Raw genomic sequence first — 19,436 nt, 5'->3', positions numbered from 1 at the left:
TTTTATCTGCTTTTTATTATAACCAAATTATGGTTATTCATGCTAATATAAACTCATAGCTATATAGAAGGGGTGGGATTAGTATGAAAACAGAAATAGTTCCTAAAAAGAAGTACAGTATAATAAGCTATATATCTTTACTCATCGGCATTTTGTGTTTTCTATTCGTTTTTATAACGCCAACAAGGATAGCGAATGCAGGTAATATAGTTGGAGATTATATTACAATTGCCCTGACAGGTGTAGGTATCATGCTTTCAATAATCACAATGACGAAAAAAACAGAAAAGAAGGGAGTTGCTATTCTTTCATTAATACTGTCCTCATCATTTTTTATATTTTGGATTATAGCAATTATCCTATTGTTTACTGGTCAAATTAGTTTTGCACCGTAATGTGAAATAAAAAGAGTCCTTTTCGTATGATAACGGGTTCAGTTACGGGAGAGAAAATATAAAATAACACACAAATTAGGGATGTAAATCACATATGATTTAGCAACCCTTTTTTTATTGTTATTACAGTGTTTAAGCGCTTTTATATAGTTAAATAGTGTTCTAAATAACAAGATAAATGGAAAATTTATGTTAAAATAATTATAGAGATCGTGAAAAAATGTTCTTAAACTAGCTGTCAGGTTACTTTAAGAAGGTTTTTTCAAAGGAAATGGTAAATATCATATTTTGAAGGGGTGATTGTAGTGGAGTAAGTGATTTTTTTAATCTTGGTTAAATACTTTGAAGATAGGGGTTTATAACTATGAATACAAAACTAATAATAGTAGAAGGGTTACCTGGATTTGGAAAATCAACCACTGCAAAGCTAATAAATGAAATTCTAAGCCAAAATAAAATTGAAGTTGAACTATTTTTAGAGGGAAATTTGAACCACCCAGCCGACTATGATGGTGTATCTTGTTTTAATAAATTTGAGTTCGATAGATTATTATCTAACAGTGGAGGTTTTAAAGAAGTGCTCCTTAAGAAAGTTCTAAAAAAAGGAAGCAATTATTTATTACCATACAGAAAGATAAAAAATGAGTTTGGTGACCAGTTTTCGGACGAATTATTTAACATTATTTTAAAAAACGATATATATGAATTACCATTCGATAAAAATGTTGAATTAATTGCTGATAAATGGAATGACTTTGCTGAAATTGCTCTAGAAGACAATAAGGTTTATATTTTTGAATGTTGTTTCATACAAAATCCATTAACTATTGGGATGATTAAATATGGTGAACAAAAAGAAAAAATGATAAATTATGTAATGAAAGTTGCAAAAATCATAGAGAATTTAAATCCAATGTTATTGTATGTAGAACAAGATAATCTTGAATTTTCATTTAGGAAGGCGTTAAAAGAAAGAACTCCAGAATGGTCCACAGGAATTATCGACTATTACACTAACCAAGGCTATGGAAAAGAACATAACCATTCAGGTGTAGAAGGAGCGATAAAAGTTCTTGAAGCTAGAAGGAATTTAGAATTAGAAATATTCGATATGTTAAAAATGAAAAAAGAAAAAATCAATAATACAAAATATGAAATTGACTCATATAGGTCAATGTTAAAAGATAAGTTAGCCATACAAATGGTGAAATAGCTTTTTACACTAACTGGTGCTTTAGTTGAAGAGGGAAATAAAAAACGCTCAGAATATTTTCTGAGCGTTTTAGTTTGTTATTTCTAATGTTTATTAGCATTTTTCTCTTCCTAAACTGAACCCATTACTCATATGAAGGACTCTTTTTATTCGGTATCTTCAGGTTGATATTCTAAAATATCCCCCGGTTGGCATTCTAATGCCTTGCAAATGGCTTCTAAAGTTGAAAAACGGACTGCTTTTGCTTTTCCATTTTTCAAGATAGAAAGGTTAGCCATTGTAATTCCAACCTTCTCCGAAAGTTCTGTTACACTCATTTTTCTTTTTGCTAACATTACATCAATATTAATAATAATTGCCATATTATTCACCTCAGACCGTTAAATCATTTTCTGATTTTATATCTATAGCATCTTTTAATAGTCTTTGGAGAACGGCAGCAAAGACCGCGATTACCATTGAAGCAAAAATCATAATCATTCCGATAATAATAATGCCAGGGGCGTCATCTCTCTCTGCCACGAGATAGAAAAGTGGCATACCTAATACATATAATACACTAATTGCCAATGCGCTGTACTTAATATTTTTTAAAGCTTTTACAGATAACTCTGAGAATGCGTTGTTTTTATCAATATAGTTTAAAAGCTTAAATGTTTGGTACAGTGCGAAGTAATAAGGTATTGCTGTTGCGTATAAATTGATAAATACAAGATATTTAATATGTGCAATATCCGGATATAATTCTGCGGCGAAATTTCCTGTTTTAGGGACTAAAAAAATGCACATAGCAAGAACAGGGATACCGATCAGAATCACAACGGTCTTTAAAAAGAGTGTTGATCCTTGTTTCATAAAAAGCACCTCATTTATTTATTATCTTATTAATTTAACATGAAATTTATTGTTTAACAATAAATTTTTATTTCTTTTAATCGAGGATTTATTGTTAAACAAGTAATTAATGAAAAGGATGCTAAATCTTTTTTATAAGATAGATGACACATACCGGTATTTAATTAAGGAAAGAAAGAGAAAGTAACTATTGTTAGCTTTATGAGAATTGGGAACTAATAAAACATATGTAGGTTGTGGAATGAAAAAGGAAATAAGGTGTATTTAAATGAATGCAAAGTTTATGGAGGAACAATCATGTTGAATTATGGTGTGAAGATGAAAAAATTACTATTAGTGGGAGCTATAATAGTAAGCGTATTAAGTACGGAAAGTATGATGAATTATCATGCGGCCAAAGCTAAGGTGAAAAAAGTAGAACACCAGCCTAAAAATATAATTATGATGGTTATGGACGGAACGAGTTCAACGGCGACAACATTGGCTCGCTGGTATAAAGGGGCACCGCTTACGTTAGATCAAATTGTAACAGGAGGTGTTCGTACGTTTTCGGCGGAATCAGCTATTACAGACTCAGCGCCAGCAGCAACAGCATTAGCAACTGGAAATAAATCGAATTCAGGATATGTAGGCGTACTACCTTCTATTGTAAATTCACCTAACTTAAAGCCAATAAAAGAAGAGGACAAGTTACGGCCGGTCGCAAACGTATTGGAAGGTGCAAAACGTACTGGTCGTGCAACTGGAATTGTTGCTACATCTGAAATTCAGCATGCTACTCCGGCGGGATTCTCGGCTCACCATGTCAATCGCAAGCAATTTGACGTAATTGCGAAGCAGCAAGTATATCAAAATATAGATGTCGTATTAGGCGGGGGAAAAGCGGCGCTGCTACCTATGAAAAGTAATGGAATCCGAAAAGATGGTGAAAATTTAGTGAAGGTGATTCAAGACAAAGGATACGATTTTGTTGAAACGAAAGATGCGTTATTGAACTCCAAATCTAATAAAATTTGGGGCTCTTTCTCAAATCATGCTCTTGCGTTTGATATAGATCGTATAGCAACAAATCCAGAACAACCAACACTTTCTCAAATGACAGAAAAAGCAATTCAAACATTATCAAAAGACAAAGATGGTTTCTTTTTATTTGTAGAAGGTAGTAAGCCTGATTGGGCAGCCCATGCTAATGATCCAATTGGGATGATTAGTGATGTATTGGCATTTGATAAAGCGGTAGCAAAGGCGTTACAATTTGCGAAGAAAGATGGGGATACGATGCTTATAGCTTTAACTGATCATGGTAACAGTGGTATCTCTATAGGGAATAGGAATACGACAAAAGGATACAATACTACACCAGTTTCTGCATACATCGATCCATTGAAAAAGGCGGAAATGACACTTGAAGGAACTATAAATAAACTGAAATCTGATTTATCAAATGTAGAAGATGTAGCTAAACTATACGGTTTGGACAATTTAACTCATGATGAAAAAGAAAAATTAAAAGCGGCAAAAAAGAAAATGGATGTAGGACGAATCCTTACTATATTATTGGCTAATCGTGCAAATATCGGCTTTACGACAGGAGGACATACAGGTGAGGATGTATTCTTATATTCTTATGGACCTCAAAAACCAGAAGGCTTAATCCAGAATACAGACATTGCGAAGACGATGGCCAAAGCGATGGGCTTTAACTTAGAAGAAGTAACGAATAAAATATTTTTAGAGAGTGAACAAGCCTTTAAGAAAATCGGTGCAACTGTAACAGCCGACAAAACCGAAGGAGTAAACCCGTTACTCGTGGTAAAACATAATAAAGTAGAAGCACAACTATTTGGTAACAAAAATATAATTCGTATCAATGGTAAAGGGTATGAATTAGGAAGTATTATTGTAGAGAGTAATGGAAAGTGCTATGTACCAGAAGAAGCAATTCAACTATTTGTAAAGCATTCTCGTTAAAAAATTGCCAACCAGTTAAGCTAACTGGTGGCAATTTTTTGCGTTTATTCTAAATATAAGGGTTCGGATTGTTTTGGGAATTTTTCCAGATGAGACTTGTATAAACGTTAAAGGGGAATTATATTTTTTTCTTACATTAAAAAATTTCGTTTTGTAGAATAGAGAATTTATACATATAGTAAAGTCTAATGTATTATCAATTAATATTTACGAAAAATATATTAATACTTTAGAATTTCTTTAATTTTCATTATTTTTTATTTAATATTATTCGTTATATTTATAATGTGTTTATTTCAATTTATCGTATTGCAGCGCAATTTCATATAATTATAAAGCAATCCTCAAAATAAAATCTCCACTAGAGTAAATTTATTATTTTTTTTTGTCTTTTTTATCCCGCTATTTGCCGGGCAGTAAGACCCCCACCTCAAAAATCAGCGAAAGCAAAGAAGTTAGGTGGGGGTCGGGCTGCCTGTAAAAGCCCGATTGGTGAGGGCTGATTAAAGTTTCACTTTATTTACGAAAATTATTATGCAGCTAAGAAAACTGTAGTTTATTGGATTAGAGGTATATTAGAATTTAGTTGAAGAAAGAGAGAGGGAATAAAATGAATATAGTGCACTTACGTCCTAAACAGCGGTCTAAGTATCGCATTATGCTAGGGACGTGGTATTACTCTACAAAGAGATACATTCAGTGGTTAGTAGACGGAAAAACATATGCAAAAAGGCTCCAACAAGAAAAGCTACCTTGTACAGCAATTCAGCACCGAACGATATTACTTCGTAAGCTCAAAGATGTAGATATGTGGTATCAACAGAATAAGGTTGTTAATTTGAAAATTGCTGTTAAAAAACTAAATGGTATCGTCATTAGACCAGGAGAAACATTTTCTTACTGGCGTTTAATAGGTAAGCCTACGAGGAAAAAAGGGTATGTAGAAGGTATGTGGTATTACACTACGGATCGTTTAAAACAGGTATTGGAGGAGGTCTTTGTCAGCTTTCGAATTTAATATATTGGATGACTTTACATACACCACTGACAGTAACAGAACGATATCGTCATAGCTTTGATGTCTTTCCTGATTCTAGGCGAACTCAACCGTTTGGGAGTGGAGCGACTTGTTCCTATAACTATTTGGATTTACAAATTAAAAATGAAACGGACCAACCGTATCAACTTCACCTTTATATGACAGATGAATATTTAGTTGGTGAATGGAGAACAGTCTATCCGCAACTTTATCAATATGAAGTGTATGAGAAAGAACACTCAATTCAACCTGCATACTGGGGCGGTTATATACGACATAATGTGATTCAACGTAAAGTATATAATCAACAGAAACAGTTAATAGAAGATCAATATGTAACGGAGAATCACGCTATAATGATGTATGAACCACTATTAGCTTGTAATAATGAGAATAGTGAGTAATATGGTAATCCATAGATTAAATAGTATAGAAAATATTTAATTCTTATTTTTATTAAAAAAATATAAATCTCAGATTTACTGGATTTTAATTGTAACTAAGAACATATAAAAGTTCACTGTTATTTATAGGAGAGCCTGTTTGTTTTTCTATCTTTTGTATTTCTCTCTGCATAAAAAATATTTCTCAACATTTTATTTGTTGAAAAAGATTGAATATTCGTATTATAACGAATATTATGTTGTTATCGGCAAAAAACGATAATTTGCAGACACTGGGGAGGAAATGCATTGAAAAAGAAAAAGAAATTAAAACCATTAGCCGTATTAACAACAGCAGCAGTACTAAGTAGTACGTTTGCTTTTGGAGGTCACGCAGCGTATGCTGAGACACCAACATCATCTCTACCAATAGATGAGCACTTAATACCGGAGGAGCGTTTGGCAGAAGCACTAAAACAACGGGGGGTAATTGATCAATCTGCATCACAAGCTGAGACGTCAAAGGCTGTCGAAAAATATGTTGAGAAAAAGAAAGGGGAAAACCCTGGGAAAGAAATCTTAACAGGAGATAGTCTTACACAAGAAGCTTCTGATTTTATGAAAAAAGTAAAAGATGCAAAAATGAAGGAAAATGAGCAGGCACAGCAGCCTGAAGTAGGCCCAGTAGCTGGACAAGGTGCAGCATTAAATCCAGGGAAATTAAATGGAAAAGTACCTACTACATCAGCGAAGCAAGAAGAATACAATGGAGCTGTTCGAAAAGATAAAGTACTTGTTTTACTTGTAGAATTTAGCGATTTTAAGCATAACAATATTGATCAAGAGCCAGGATACATGTATTCTAAGGACTTTAATCGTGAACATTATCAAAAAATGTTATTTGGTGATGAACCATTCACTTTATTTGATGGATCGAAGATTAACACATTTAAGCAATATTATGAAGAGCAATCTGGTGGTAGCTATACAGTTGATGGGACTGTAACAGAATGGCTTACTGTTCCAGGAAAAGCATCAGATTATGGTGCTGATGCGGGTACTGGGCATGATAACAAGGGGCCTTTAGGACCAAAAGATTTTGTGAAAGAAGCATTAAAAGCAGCGGTAGCAAAAGGAATCAATTTAGCAGACTATGACCAATTTGATCAATACGATCAAGATGGTGATGGAAATAAAAATGAGCCAGATGGCATTATTGATCATTTAATGGTTGTACATGCTGGCGTTGGTCAAGAAGCTGGCGGCGGTAAATTGAAAGATGATGCGATTTGGTCACATCGTTCAAAACTAGGTTCAAAACCATATGCAATTGATGGCACGAAATCTTCTGTTTCGAACTGGGGTGGAAAGATGGCTGCATATGATTATACAATCGAGCCTGAAGACGGAGCAGTTGGTGTGTTTGCACATGAGTATGGTCATGATTTAGGTTTACCAGATGAATATGATACAAAGTACTCAGGACAAGGTGAACCTGTTGAGTCATGGTCTATTATGAGTGGTGGTAGCTGGGCTGGAAAAATTGCAGGAACAGAGCCAACGAGTTTCTCACCACAAAATAAAGAGTTTTTCCAAAAGAATATGAAGGGGAACTGGGCGAATATCCTTGAAGTAGATTATGACAAACTTAGCAAAGGCATCGGTGTTGCAACATATGTAGATCAAAGTACTACAAAATCTAAACGACCTGGAATCGTTCGTGTTAACTTGCCGGACAAAGATATAAAAAATATCGAATCGGCGTTTGGTAAGAAGTTCTATTATAGTACAAAAGGAAATGACATTCATACAACACTTGAGACACCAGTATTTGACTTAACAAATGCAAAGGATGCTAAGTTCGATTATAAGGCATTTTACGAACTTGAAGCGAAGTATGATTTCCTTGACGTATATGCGATTGCAGAAGATGGAACGAAGACACGCATTGATAGAATGGGCGAAAAAGATGTAAAAGGCGGCGCGGATACAACTGATGGTAAATGGGTTGATAAATCATACGATTTAAGCCAATTCAAAGGAAAAAAAGTAAAACTGCAATTTGAGTACTTAACAGATATTGCAGTAGCTTATAAAGGATTTGCGTTAGATAATGCAGCCTTAACTGTAGATGGAAAAGTTGTTTTCTCTGATGATGCAGAAGGTCAGCCAGCAATGACGTTAAAAGGCTTTACTGTGTCTAACGGATTTGAACAGAAAAAACATAATTACTATGTAGAGTGGAGAAATTACGCTGGTTCTGACACTGCGTTACAACATGCACGTGGCCCAGTATTTAATACAGGAATGGTTGTATGGTATGCGGATCAAAGCTTTACAGATAACTGGGTAGGCGTTCATCCAGGTGAAGGGTTCTTAGGAGTTGTAGATTCTCATCCAGAGGCAATTGTAGGGACATTAAACGGACAACCTACTGTGAAGAGCAGTACGCGTTATCAAATTGCCGATGCGGCATTCTCATTTGATCAAACGCCAGCATGGAAAGTAAATTCACCAACTCGCGGTATCTTTGATTATAAAGGATTACCAGGAGTGGCGAAATTTGATGATTCTAAGCAATACATCAACAGCATTATTCCTGATGCAGGACGTAAGTTACCAAAATTAGGACTGAAGTTTGAAGTGGTAGGCCAAGCTGAAGACAAGTCTGCAGGTGCAGTTTGGCTTCATCGATAAAATAAGGTAAAAAGAAGAGGAGCTGCCATAAGTCGGTGAAATTGACTTATGGTAGCTCTTTTCTTCTTGTGAAAAAACTCTCTGTTTTTTTATGTACTTATTGGAAAAATTCGAAGTTTCTTTGATATATAATGCTCCGTTTGTCCAATTATAGAAGCTATTTTGGACGTAAGAAATTTGTAAGTAATGAGTAAGAAAAAAGAGATTTTTATAGTATAAAATATTTATTATAGCTACTTTTAACACCTGATACTAATAGTGTGCTATAATATGAATTAGCAACAAAAAGGAAAGGAATTAGAACAATGACCTTAGAAAATACTAAAAATTTAAAAAAACAAGTTGCTCCTTTTGAAAAATCAACGATTAAAAAAAGTGTTTGGCAACTGATCAACACAATCGTGCCATTTATTATTTTATGGTACCTTGCTTATAAAAGTTTGTCAGTTTCTTATTGGTTAACATTAGTTCCAGCACTGTTAGCCGCTGGATTTATGACAAGGATTTTCATTATTTTTCATGATTGCACCCATTATTCGTTTTTTAAAAGTCGACGTGCAAATAGAATAGTTGGAACGTGTATGGGTGTTTTAACATTATTCCCATTTGATCAGTGGGGGCATGAGCATTCTATTCACCACGCTACGAGTGGTAATTTGGATAAAAGGGGTACAGGAGATATTTGGACGCTTACAGTAGATGAATATGTAGCAGCACCATTTAGACTCCGTTTAGCATATCGTTTATATCGCAATCCATTCGTTATGTTTGGGTTAGGCCCGATTTATGTTTTCCTGCTTAAAAATAGATTTAACCGAAAAGGTGCTAGAAAAAAAGAACGTATGAACACTTATTTAACGAATATTTTAATCGTTGCTATTATAGGAATGCTTTGCTGGGCAATTGGATGGCAATCGTTTCTTTTAGTACATGGTTCTATATTTTTAATAGCAGGTTCAATAGGTATTTGGTTGTTTTACGTACAGCACACATTCGAGGATTCTTATTTTGAAGAAGATAAAGAGTGGGAATATGTGAAAGCGGCAGTGGAGGGAAGTTCTTTTTATAAACTTCCAAAAATTTTGCAATTTCTAACGGGTAATATTGGATTCCATCATGTTCACCATTTAAGTCCAAGAGTACCTAACTATAAACTAGAAGAGGCACACAACAATACGCTTCCTTTAAAAAATGTACCAACGATTACGCTTGCTACAAGCTTGCGTTCACTCCGTTTCCGTCTTTGGGATGAGAAAAGTAACAATTTTGTTAGCTTTAAAGATGTCAAAAATATAATTAAAAATAATGTTTCTGTTCGGGTGAAATCTGAACTATAATTGCATCGTATATAAAACTCCCCTTAATCATTTTCGATTTAAGGGGAGTTTTTGTTTAAAGAGTAGATGCCAGATAAGAAGAAAAATTAAATGATTCAAATTATAATTGAAGCAGATTAGAAAATTGCTTGTACGTAAGTACAAATATAAGTTTACAGTAAATAAATTATGTTGACAAATGGGGTTGTCATGAATTTTCCATTATGATAACTGTTCATAAATCCGACGAAAATTAATAGCAAAAGGGGGGCTAGTACACATGCCCATCAACTTAAAAATGAAAACAAAGTGTACTTTCTGTGTACACTTGTTTTTTCATACGCTCACGAAGTTGTTTTTCTGTTAATCGATACATAATCACCCGAGTGAATAGTTTTTTATCCTTTCCAATATAAGCTTCTTTTATTTCATAGGACTGTCCTGGTTTTAAGGTATCCATGATGTGCTCTAAATCAACTTTGATGTACTGATATTGTTTTTTTATTGTTCCGTTTCGAAAGTATTCAGGAAATTCATTTTTGACATATATCCTATTGTTTAATTTGAGTCGCGATATATAGTACACACCACGTTGATCCATTTGAACAAATTATCCTTTTCCATACCGATCACACATCTTTTGTAGAGTGATAGTATCAGCATATCCCAGTTTAAGAGGTTACTTACAAAATATTTAGAATTTTTTTCGATAATCCTCCGAAATGTAATACGGACTTTAAATACTTTCATTTATAATTCTCTATTTGTCTATACTTTTCATATCGCTGTTGTATAAGCTCTTCCGAGGATAATAGTATCAATTTTTTTAGAGATGATTCGATTACAGATTCAATCATTTTTGCTTGTGATTGTATATCATTTTGTGCTCCACCTTTAATTTCAGGAATGATTTCATCAATAATTCCTAAATGTTTTAAATCTTTTGCTGAAATTTTCATATGTTCAGCAGCTTCTGGAGCATACTTAGCGTCCTTCCATAGGATAGATGCTGCTCCTTCTGGCGAAATTACCGAGTACCATGAATACTCTAACATATGGATATGGTTACCGACACTAATGCCAAGAGCTCCACCACTTGATGCCTCTCCAATTACAATACAAACAATTGGCACTTTAAGTGTAGTCATTTCAAATAGATTTCGAGCTATCGCTTCAGAAATTCCACGTTCTTCAGACCCTATCCCTGGATAGGCGCCTATTGTATCAATAAATGTAATAATAGGGCGATTAAATTTATCAGCTTGTTTCATAAGTCTTAGCGCTTTTCTATAACCTTCTGGATGTGCCATTCCAAAATTTCTTTCTATACTTTCCTTTGTATTTCTACCTCTTTGATGACCAATAACCGTAACGGGCATTCCTTTAAATTTTGCAATACCACCTATCATTGCTTTATCATCACCATATAATCGATCACCATGAAGTTCGAGAAAGTTTGTAAACAATAAAGGTATATAGTCCAATGTCGTGGGTCGGTTACGTAGCCTTGCAATTTGAACTCGTTGAAAAGGTGTAATATTAGAATAAATTTTATCTTGCATTTTATTTAAACGTTTTTCTAATTCATGAATTTCTGACGATAAATCTACATTATTTTCTTTCATAATTTTCTTTAATTCATCAAATTTCTCTTTTAATTCAATAATAGGACGTTCAAAATGCAAACTCATTTTATCCTCCAAATGTTATGACTTACCTCACTCTAATCAAAAGGCTTAGAAATAGAATCAATAAATAATTCAAAACCATCCACAACTATTTTTTGTTCTGATTCTGATAAATTATTGAGAATACTTTGATAAAATGTAATGGATTGCTCTCTTAAGCAATTAACAGTTATGTGACCTTTTTCTGTGAGGTGCAGAAAAAGTTCTCTTCTATTTTTTTCATTTACTTCACGATAAATAAGCCCCTTTTTTACTAACTTATCTACCAATCTACTTACAGTTGAAGTCTCTAATCTAAGTTTATTGGATAGTTGCCAAACAGTTAATTTTTCCACCTCTAGTTCTTCTAACGCCATCATTTGAGAAGTTGGTAAAGGTTTTTCAAATGGTCCATTGGGCAAATTTTGAGATTCAAAAACCCCAGTTATTATAATCATTTTCTTGATATCTTTTCTTAGTTTTAAAGCATCTTCTCTTTTCAAAAAGGTTACCCTCCTACAACTATTGTATCATACATCAATTGTATTATACATGAATATGATTTTTTCACAAGCTTAACGTAAGCCAATATTACAACATGGACGAGATATTTCTTCTTGTTAAAATGGTATAAGTGGATTGTTTTCTACAAATAGCAGAACATCAATTATGTATCAGGGGCCTTTATGGGGTACCGCTCATCGAAATCAAGCTAAGAAAATAAAACTACCTCAAAAACGAAATTTTGTGACAACTTGTGGCGAAATTTCGTTTTTGGGGGGGAATTCTAAATTCTTAAGTTGATGGGCATGGGGATAGTACAACATTATATCTAAAAATAAGAAAAGACTTGAACGGAAATATCATTCATTTTTCTTGGTGTTCCGTATTCCATACACTTAAATAGGATGCATATTCTAATTCATCTGGATTCTCATGTAACATAGAAATGAATTCTAATTTATTTCCATCACAATCTAGAAAGTATACACTTGCAGCGGGCATCCACCTTTGGACAATTGGCTCTTGATTTCCTTTTCCTTGACTTCCTATCACTTCTATTCCACGTTCCTCTAACCACGCTTTAGAAGTCATTAAAGACTCTAAATTTACACCAAAAGCAAAATGTCTCGGCTCAAAGTCTTCGATATTATTTACTTCCCATAGTCCAAGCATTTGTTGTTTATTTTCTCCGACCCAAAAGAAAGCCACTCTTCTTTTGGAGAGTTTTCTTGCTAACGTTAATCCTAGCTTGTTTTGATAGAAATTTATTGCTTTTTCTAAATTTCTTACATGTAAATGAGTTTCGTATATGTTCTGTATTATTATGATCATTCCTTTCTTTATTGGTAACTACCAATTAAATAGTGAATGTAATTCTAAAGTTGAAATATGTATAAGCCTAGTAATGTACATCTATATCCGATATACCTATTTACTATTATATTGAAATTGGAATGTGATAAATCCCACTGAGGTAGTAAGTGTTTAAATGAACACTCTACTACTTTTGTAGGAGAGGGGATATATCTATTAAATTCAGATGAAATCATATTTAAATAATGAAAAACGCTATTCTTTTCGTAAGAATAGCGTTTTTTTATGTTTTTAAGTTGGTGGCCATAGGGTAGAATTTGAAAAATGAGGATTTACAAAGCTAAGAAGTTTAACTCCACAAAAAAATCGATTTCCTGTGGAGTTAAAGGAATCGACTTTTTTATTTACCTTGATGTATTAACGCAGCTGTTAACTTAATAGTAAATAAGTATAATCCACTATTTCTCCCAAAGTTCGATCAATCGACCTTCAGGATCCTTAATCCAAATAAACTTTCCAAATTCACTGATTTCTTCTTTCTTCTCAAGAGGTACACCAATATTCTCAAGATGCTTTATAGTCTCGTTTAGATTATGTACTTCGAAATTTAACATCACTTGTTGTTCTTTTGGAAAATAATTGTCATTCTCTGTAAAGAAAGAAAAGATGGTCTCATTTCCTAACTGGGGTTTAATCACAGTTCCATTCCAATCTTCTATATCAAGTTTCAACACTTCACTGTACCATTTTTTTATAACATCAAGATTCTTAGTTCTCCAAAATATTCCTCCAAAACCTTTTATCATCGTATCTAACTCCTGTCTGTCTTTAAATATATATTAAATATATCAAAACAAAACAGTAATAGTAAGCAGAATCATCAACTTATGAATAGTAAAAATAGTAATTGTTAGTATTATAGTATTTACTACATTAACACTTTCTACAACATCATTAGCAGAACTTGAAATTTTGGGAAAGGTATAGAAATGCTCATTTTTCAACCCAAAGTTCACCTGAGCAATCCAGAACTTAAAGTGTTATAAATAATTCTTTCAATAGTAGGGGGAAATGAGAGAAGGAACGATAAAAGACCACACATGAAGTGAAACGCCACGTGTGGTCTTTTATGTATCGTCAAATATTACGAAGTCTCGCTAATTTTACTTTCACTATGAGTGTTAGTAGATATTCTTTTCTTAACTTTAAAGTGATAGTAGGTATAGCAAAAGATGATAAATGGTACAGTGCAATAGATTCCAAGTCGTTGTTCTGGGATAAAAATAAGACTGATTAATATAATGCCATACAATCCAAACCCAAGAATTGGTACGATTGGATAAAGTGGCGTTTTAAATTTTAAGTCTTCTAATTTTCCACCGTCTGCTAAATAATGTTTGCGGAAAAAGAATTGAGAAACACAAATTGACATCCAAACAATAATGGTAATGACTCCGGAAATTGAAATGAGCCATAAGTAAACCGTTTCAGCAGCTACTACGCTTGTCAAAAGAGAAAAAGCAGAAATAGCTATCGTCATGATTAAAGCGTTGAGAGGAATCCCACGTGATGATAATTTCTTTAAAAATGCTGGAGCCATTTCGTTTTTTGATAAAGACCAAAGCATTCGAGTAGCAGCGTATAGTCCTGAGTTTGCAACAGAAAGAACAGCAGTAAGAATAACAAAGTTCATAATATCAGCTGCATATGGAATACCGATATTATCAAAAACAGCAACGAATGGGCTCTTTGTTAATCCAGCTTCTTCCCAAGGAATTAAAGCAACAAGAACAAAGATTGCTAAGACGAAGAAAAACATTGTGCGCCATATAATATTTCTAATAGAACGAGGTAAAGTTTTTGCTGGATCTTCACTTTCACCTGCTGCGATTCCGACAAGTTCTGTACCTTGGAAGGAATAATTGACTGTAACCATTGTTAATAGAATAGCTGCAAGTCCATTTGGGAATAAACCACCATGATTTACGAAATTTGAAAGAAGCGGAGCTGGTTCGTCGCCTTTTAAATCAATAAAACCGAACATAGCGGCGCCACCAAGGATAATAAAAGCTATAATGGCAGATACTTTTATACTTGAAAACCAAAATTCTGTTTCTGCATAACTACGAGCAGATAATGCGTTAATAGTGAAGATTGTAACGCCAAATATTAAACACCAAACCCAAACAGGAATATCAGGAAACCAGCGCTGCATTGTAATACCGGCAGTTGTAAATTCAAGACCGGTTGTATTCGCCCAGCTTAACCAATACAACCATCCAATTGTAAAGCCAGTTGCAGGATTGATGAACTTAGTGGCATATTCCTGGAAAGAACCCGAAACAGGCATGGCTACAGCGAGTTCACCAAGACATAGCATAACGAAATACATTAATAATCCACCGGCCATAAAGGCAAGTACGGATCCACCAGGTCCAGCTTGACTTATAATAAAGCCAGATCCGTTAAATAACCCTGTTCCAATCACACCACCGAGTGCAATCATGAATAAGTGTCTACTTTTCATCGTACGTTTTAATTCATTGTTTGTATTGTTTACTTGCGCCATTGTTTTCCTCACTTTCTTAGTTGATAGAATAAAGTTTGATGTTTTTCCGTATTATGGAATGTATTCCGTGATGTGAAATCTTGTTATAATTTTCAGATAATTAAAAAGAAAAGTCAATATTTTTTTGTTTGCGTTTTCAATTCGTTGTTAGTGATATATTTTTATTGTTAGAAAATTGAATAAATATATTGATTTCATTTCGAATGTTTGCTAAATTGATAGTTAATTAAACGTACTAACATACTACGAGTAAAGTTGAGGCGAGTTATGGTACAGTCCATTGATCGAGCGATAAGTATTATTAAATTATTGAATTCTACAAATGAAAAAGAGTACTGGGCTATTTCTGATATAGCTGATGGAACACATCTCCCGGTTAGTACAGTACATAGATTACTTAACTCTCTAATGGAGCATGGGTTAGTTACACAAATTTCAGAGACAAAACAGTACAAAATTGGACCAATGTGGATGGAAATAGGGTTGCGTCAATTGGAGAAGGTAGACTATAGATCTGTTGCAAGAGAAGTGATGAAACGTTTGGCTGCTGAAGTGGAAGAAAGTGTCTATTTGAATATTCCAAACGGAACACATTCTATTATCATTGAAAGAATTGATAGTCCTTTAAAAATTCGAGTTATTGATAATCTAGGGGAACAAATTCCACTTTCAATTGGTGCCGCAAATAAAACGATGCTTGCCAATATGAAAACGAATGAAATGGAACATATTGTAGAGCATTTACTTTCTTCATTACCAGAACAAAAGCAAATTCTTCTTAATCAAATAAAGCAAATAAAAAATGAAGGATATGCTGTCAGTTATGGTGAAAAAACAGAAGGGACAGCTTCAGTAGCTGCACCTATTATCGGATTTAATCATAAAGTAGTAGGAGCATTAAGTGTTGGGTTAATTAGTCATCGTATTAATGATGATCGACTATCTTTTCTTATTAGCAAGGTAAAACAAGCAGCTCATGAAATATCAATAAAAATCGGCAGTACATCAGAACTATAATTTTGATAGCTGTCGTCATTTTTTATTCATATACTGGAATTCGTTTTCATAATGTGGAAAAATAGGGGGATTTATATGTCAAAGTGGCAATCAAAAGAACAATTGATTCAATTATTAAGCGGTCTTGTTGAAATTCCTAGTATTACAGGTACAGAGGCTGAAGTAATATTGCCAGACTTTGTTGTGGAACAGTTATCTGATTTACAGTACTTCAAAGAAAACCCGCATCATTTACAAAAAAATCCGACAGGGGACGGACGATTTTTTGTTACAGCACTAGTAAAGAAAAGCGATAGTACAAAAAATACTGTAATTCTAGTAAGTCACTTTGATGTTGTAGATGTACAAGATTACGGAGTGTGGAAAGAAGATGCATTTAATCCTAAAAAGTTAACATCTATGTTTTATTCTCATAAAGATGAACTTCCAGACCATGTACGTGAAGATATAGAACATGGAGATTGGCTGTTTGGTAGAGGAACAATGGACATGAAATGTGGCCTCGCATTACAAATGGCAATGATTGAACAAGCATGTGAAGGAAGATTCGATGGGAATGTTCTTTTATTGGCTGTACCAGATGAGGAAGTGAATTCGGTAGGGATGAGGGCCGCTGTTCCGAGACTGTTAGATTTAGCAAGAGAGCATAACTTAGATTATAAAACGGTCTTAAACTCAGAGCCTATGTTTTCAAGACATCCTGGTGACCAAAATAAGTATATTTACACTGGCTCTATTGGTAAAGTGTTACCTGGTTTTCTGTGCTACGGAAAAGAGACACATGTAGGTGAACCTTTTGCAGGTTTAAATGGGATTTATATGGCTTCATTAATAACGGCAGACTTAGAGTTAAACACAGACCTTTGTGATATTGTAGAAGGGGAAGCGAGTCCGCCGCCAACTAACTTACTTCAAAGGGACTTAAAAGAGGATTATTCTGTACAAATTCCGCATCGTGCAGTCACATTATTTAATTTGTTTTTATTAGAAAAATCAATGACAGATGTAGTTTCATTGTTACGTCAAAAAGTAACAAAAGTAGCAGAGAAAATAGAAGAGTCGTATGAAAAACATGCATATCGTTTTTCTAAATATAATCCATTTATACCACCTAATCTCAAAGTAAATGTATTAACTTATGAAGAGCTTATCACATATGCAATTGAGCAACATGGACGAGAAAAAATAGATCATATTCAATCTAATATTATAAAAAATAGAGGAGATAAAGATGATCGTGCGGTAACGATTGATTTAGTAGATAAATTAGCGATTTTATGTAAAGAAAAGGCACCGATGATTGTACTTTTCTTCGCTCCGCCGTACTATCCAGCTGTGAGTTCACGCAACAATCCTTTAATAAAAGAGGTAGTTGTAGAAATGGAAAAGTATGCACATTACAATCATAAAATTACATTTGAAAACCAAAATTATTTTGGGGGGATTTCAGATTTAAGCTATGTAGGCTTGCAGTATCCACTGGATTCAATGAGTTCGCTTGTAGACAATATGCCATTATGGGATAAAGGCTATTCAATTCCGCTTCAGGAATTAGAAGAGTTTGATGTTCCAGTATTAAATATGGGACCGGTAGGAAAAGATGCACATCAATGGACAGAACGTCTAGATGTAAACTACGCATTTGAAACACTATTAGATATGTTACCGAAATGCATTGAAAAATTATTAGTTTCTAATAAAATTACACAATCATAGTAGGGAATAGGTAAGGGATAAAACAGAACCTTTAAAGAAGAGTCAAATAAAATTATTTTAATATAATTAAAAAGTAGAACGGCCAAGCTCAATTTTATATGAGTTTGGCCGTTTATCATGTAGTGAATTTTTAATTAAAATTATGTGAATTCATAGCTAACGTAATCTCTTTTATAGTTTTATTTTTTAGTTTGACCAGATAGTTCAACAGACTTTTGCGTACAACGCTGCATAGCTGAAATAATCGCTGTTCGTAATCCTTTTTCCTCTAATGTTGCTACAGCTTCTATTGTCGTTCCGCCAGGAGAACAAACCATATCTTTCAATTCACCTGGATGTATTCCTGTTTCTAATACCATTTTTGCAGAGCCTAACACAGCTTGAGCAGCGAATTTATATGCTTGATTTCTTGGCATACCATCTAGTACAGCAGCATCTGCCATCGCTTCTATAATCATATATACATAAGCTGGTGAAGAACCACTTACGGATGTGACAACATCCATTAATTTTTCACTTACGATCTCTGTTTGACCAAAACTATTGAAAATGTTTAGTACATCTTCTAAATCTTTTTCTGTCACCATTTCATTAGGGCATAATGCAGACATTCCTTCTCCAACAAGAGCAGGAGTATTAGGCATTACTCTTACAACCTTTACTTTTTTATTAAAGGCATTTTCAGTACTTTCAATACTTTTTCCAGCAGCGATCGTAACGATGATAGCATCGTTTTTGATTACTTCTTTTATTTCATTAATTATTGATGCGTATAGGTCTGGTTTAATTGATAAAATTAAAATATCAGCATTTTTAGCTACTTTATTGTTGTCGGTAGTTGTAGTTAGCCCATATTTTTCACTAGCATTTTTTAAATTAGCAGTGTTTAAATCTGAACAAATAATATGATTTGAAGACACTATCTTTTTGTTTAGCATTCCGCCAATCATAGCCATCCCCATATTTCCGCATCCGATGAATCCAATTTGTTTGTCCATAATTACTCAATCTTGCTCCTTTTATAATAAATTATATCATTTTGAAATTGTTATTTTAGAATAACAATAACATCACCATGCAATATAAAGAAACATTCTAAGAGAATATATTCCTTTTTGCAACACTAAAAGATAAAAATCAATTACATTCAACATTCTGTAAATATATACACTATAACTTAAGGTTTTATATTTATGTATATGAGTTAAACTTATATCAATTTGTATTTTCATTCAGTAGGGCAATAATTTCATACAAGTCACTTGTGGCTCTATTTATTTT

General features: G+C 33.6%; 15 protein-coding genes and 2 pseudogenes. 8 read left to right on the top strand and 9 right to left on the bottom strand.

Annotation, left to right across the window (positions count from 1 at the left end; genetic code table 11):
- Positions 1-83: 83 nt before the first annotated feature.
- Together MHI26_RS15195 and MHI26_RS15190 are read left to right on the top strand one after the other, a co-directional pair.
- A complete protein-coding gene (locus tag MHI26_RS15195) occupies positions 84-395 on the top strand; it encodes a hypothetical protein (protein ID WP_029442651.1) in 312 nt (103 codons plus the stop codon).
- Between the two features lie 364 nt (positions 396-759).
- Positions 760-1,608, top strand: a complete 849-nt coding sequence (locus MHI26_RS15190) for a hypothetical protein (RefSeq protein WP_043936943.1) — start codon at positions 760-762, stop codon at positions 1,606-1,608.
- Positions 1,609-1,754: 146 nt separating this feature from the next.
- Here the strand turns inward: MHI26_RS15190 and MHI26_RS15185 are convergent, their stop codons facing one another.
- Together MHI26_RS15185 and MHI26_RS15180 are read right to left on the bottom strand one after the other, a co-directional pair.
- Positions 1,755-1,970: a helix-turn-helix domain-containing protein gene (locus MHI26_RS15185; protein WP_000974619.1), complete on the bottom strand. Its 216-nt coding sequence runs from the start codon at positions 1,968-1,970 to the stop codon at positions 1,755-1,757.
- A 10-nt stretch (positions 1,971-1,980) separates the two neighbouring features.
- Positions 1,981-2,463, bottom strand: coding sequence for a DUF2975 domain-containing protein (locus MHI26_RS15180; RefSeq protein WP_061665896.1), 483 nt, complete (start codon positions 2,461-2,463; stop codon positions 1,981-1,983).
- Positions 2,464-2,760: 297 nt separating this feature from the next.
- Between MHI26_RS15180 and MHI26_RS15175 the strand changes: the two genes are divergently transcribed.
- The 4 genes and pseudogenes from MHI26_RS15175 to MHI26_RS15160 all read left to right on the top strand — a co-directional run bounded on the left by MHI26_RS15175 (position 2,761) and on the right by MHI26_RS15160 (position 9,890).
- A complete protein-coding gene (locus MHI26_RS15175) occupies positions 2,761-4,434 on the top strand; it encodes an alkaline phosphatase (RefSeq protein WP_061665897.1) in 1,674 nt (557 codons plus the stop codon).
- Between the two features lie 610 nt (positions 4,435-5,044).
- Positions 5,045-5,877, top strand: a pseudogene (locus tag MHI26_RS15170) (VanW family protein).
- Between the two features lie 288 nt (positions 5,878-6,165).
- Complete coding sequence (locus tag MHI26_RS15165) at positions 6,166-8,553, top strand: immune inhibitor A domain-containing protein (RefSeq protein ID WP_000727446.1); 2,388 nt, start codon at positions 6,166-6,168, stop codon at positions 8,551-8,553.
- 305 nt (positions 8,554-8,858) lie between these two features.
- Positions 8,859-9,890: a fatty acid desaturase gene (locus MHI26_RS15160; protein WP_000171497.1), complete on the top strand. Its 1,032-nt coding sequence runs from the start codon at positions 8,859-8,861 to the stop codon at positions 9,888-9,890.
- Positions 9,891-10,182: 292 nt separating this feature from the next.
- On the opposite strand, the pseudogene MHI26_RS15155 reads toward MHI26_RS15160, so the two are convergent.
- The 6 genes and pseudogenes from MHI26_RS15155 to MHI26_RS15130 form a co-directional block, all read right to left on the bottom strand.
- A pseudogene (locus MHI26_RS15155) lies at positions 10,183-10,473 on the bottom strand (IS4 family transposase); the annotation flags it as partial.
- 142 nt (positions 10,474-10,615) lie between these two features.
- Positions 10,616-11,560 carry an acetyl-CoA carboxylase carboxyltransferase subunit alpha gene (locus tag MHI26_RS15150; protein ID WP_000052088.1) on the bottom strand — a complete coding sequence of 315 codons (945 nt, stop codon included), beginning with the start codon at positions 11,558-11,560 and terminating at the stop codon, positions 10,616-10,618.
- A 32-nt stretch (positions 11,561-11,592) separates the two neighbouring features.
- Complete coding sequence (locus MHI26_RS15145; RefSeq protein ID WP_000817653.1) at positions 11,593-12,039, bottom strand: MarR family winged helix-turn-helix transcriptional regulator; 447 nt, start codon at positions 12,037-12,039, stop codon at positions 11,593-11,595.
- Between the two features lie 364 nt (positions 12,040-12,403).
- Complete coding sequence (locus MHI26_RS15140) at positions 12,404-12,862, bottom strand: VOC family protein (protein ID WP_029442645.1); 459 nt, start codon at positions 12,860-12,862, stop codon at positions 12,404-12,406.
- A gap of 449 nt (positions 12,863-13,311) precedes the next feature.
- Positions 13,312-13,659 carry a VOC family protein gene (locus tag MHI26_RS15135; RefSeq protein WP_016081144.1) on the bottom strand — a complete coding sequence of 116 codons (348 nt, stop codon included), beginning with the start codon at positions 13,657-13,659 and terminating at the stop codon, positions 13,312-13,314.
- Between the two features lie 338 nt (positions 13,660-13,997).
- Positions 13,998-15,422: an amino acid permease gene (locus MHI26_RS15130; protein WP_000079965.1), complete on the bottom strand. Its 1,425-nt coding sequence runs from the start codon at positions 15,420-15,422 to the stop codon at positions 13,998-14,000.
- A gap of 267 nt (positions 15,423-15,689) precedes the next feature.
- On the opposite strand from MHI26_RS15130, the gene MHI26_RS15125 reads away from it, so the two are divergent.
- Both MHI26_RS15125 and MHI26_RS15120 read left to right on the top strand, forming a co-directional pair.
- Positions 15,690-16,439 (top strand): IclR family transcriptional regulator, encoded by a 750-nt coding sequence (locus MHI26_RS15125; RefSeq protein WP_000250750.1) that lies wholly within the window; start codon positions 15,690-15,692, stop codon positions 16,437-16,439.
- Between the two features lie 51 nt (positions 16,440-16,490).
- Positions 16,491-18,155, top strand: coding sequence for a M20/M25/M40 family metallo-hydrolase (locus tag MHI26_RS15120; protein WP_141526914.1), 1,665 nt, complete (start codon positions 16,491-16,493; stop codon positions 18,153-18,155).
- 179 nt (positions 18,156-18,334) lie between these two features.
- Here MHI26_RS15120 and proC read toward each other — a convergent pair whose 3' ends face one another.
- Positions 18,335-19,153: a pyrroline-5-carboxylate reductase gene (gene proC, locus MHI26_RS15115; protein ID WP_061666763.1), complete on the bottom strand. Its 819-nt coding sequence runs from the start codon at positions 19,151-19,153 to the stop codon at positions 18,335-18,337.
- Positions 19,154-19,436 lie beyond the last annotated feature (283 nt).

The sequence above is a fragment of the Bacillus sp. FSL K6-1218 genome (assembly GCF_038006445.1).
GTDB lineage: Bacteria > Bacillota > Bacilli > Bacillales > Bacillaceae_G > Bacillus_A > Bacillus_A thuringiensis_S.
The sequence above is the reverse complement of the archived record's forward strand: the minus strand, read 5'-3'. Positions and strand labels throughout refer to the sequence as shown.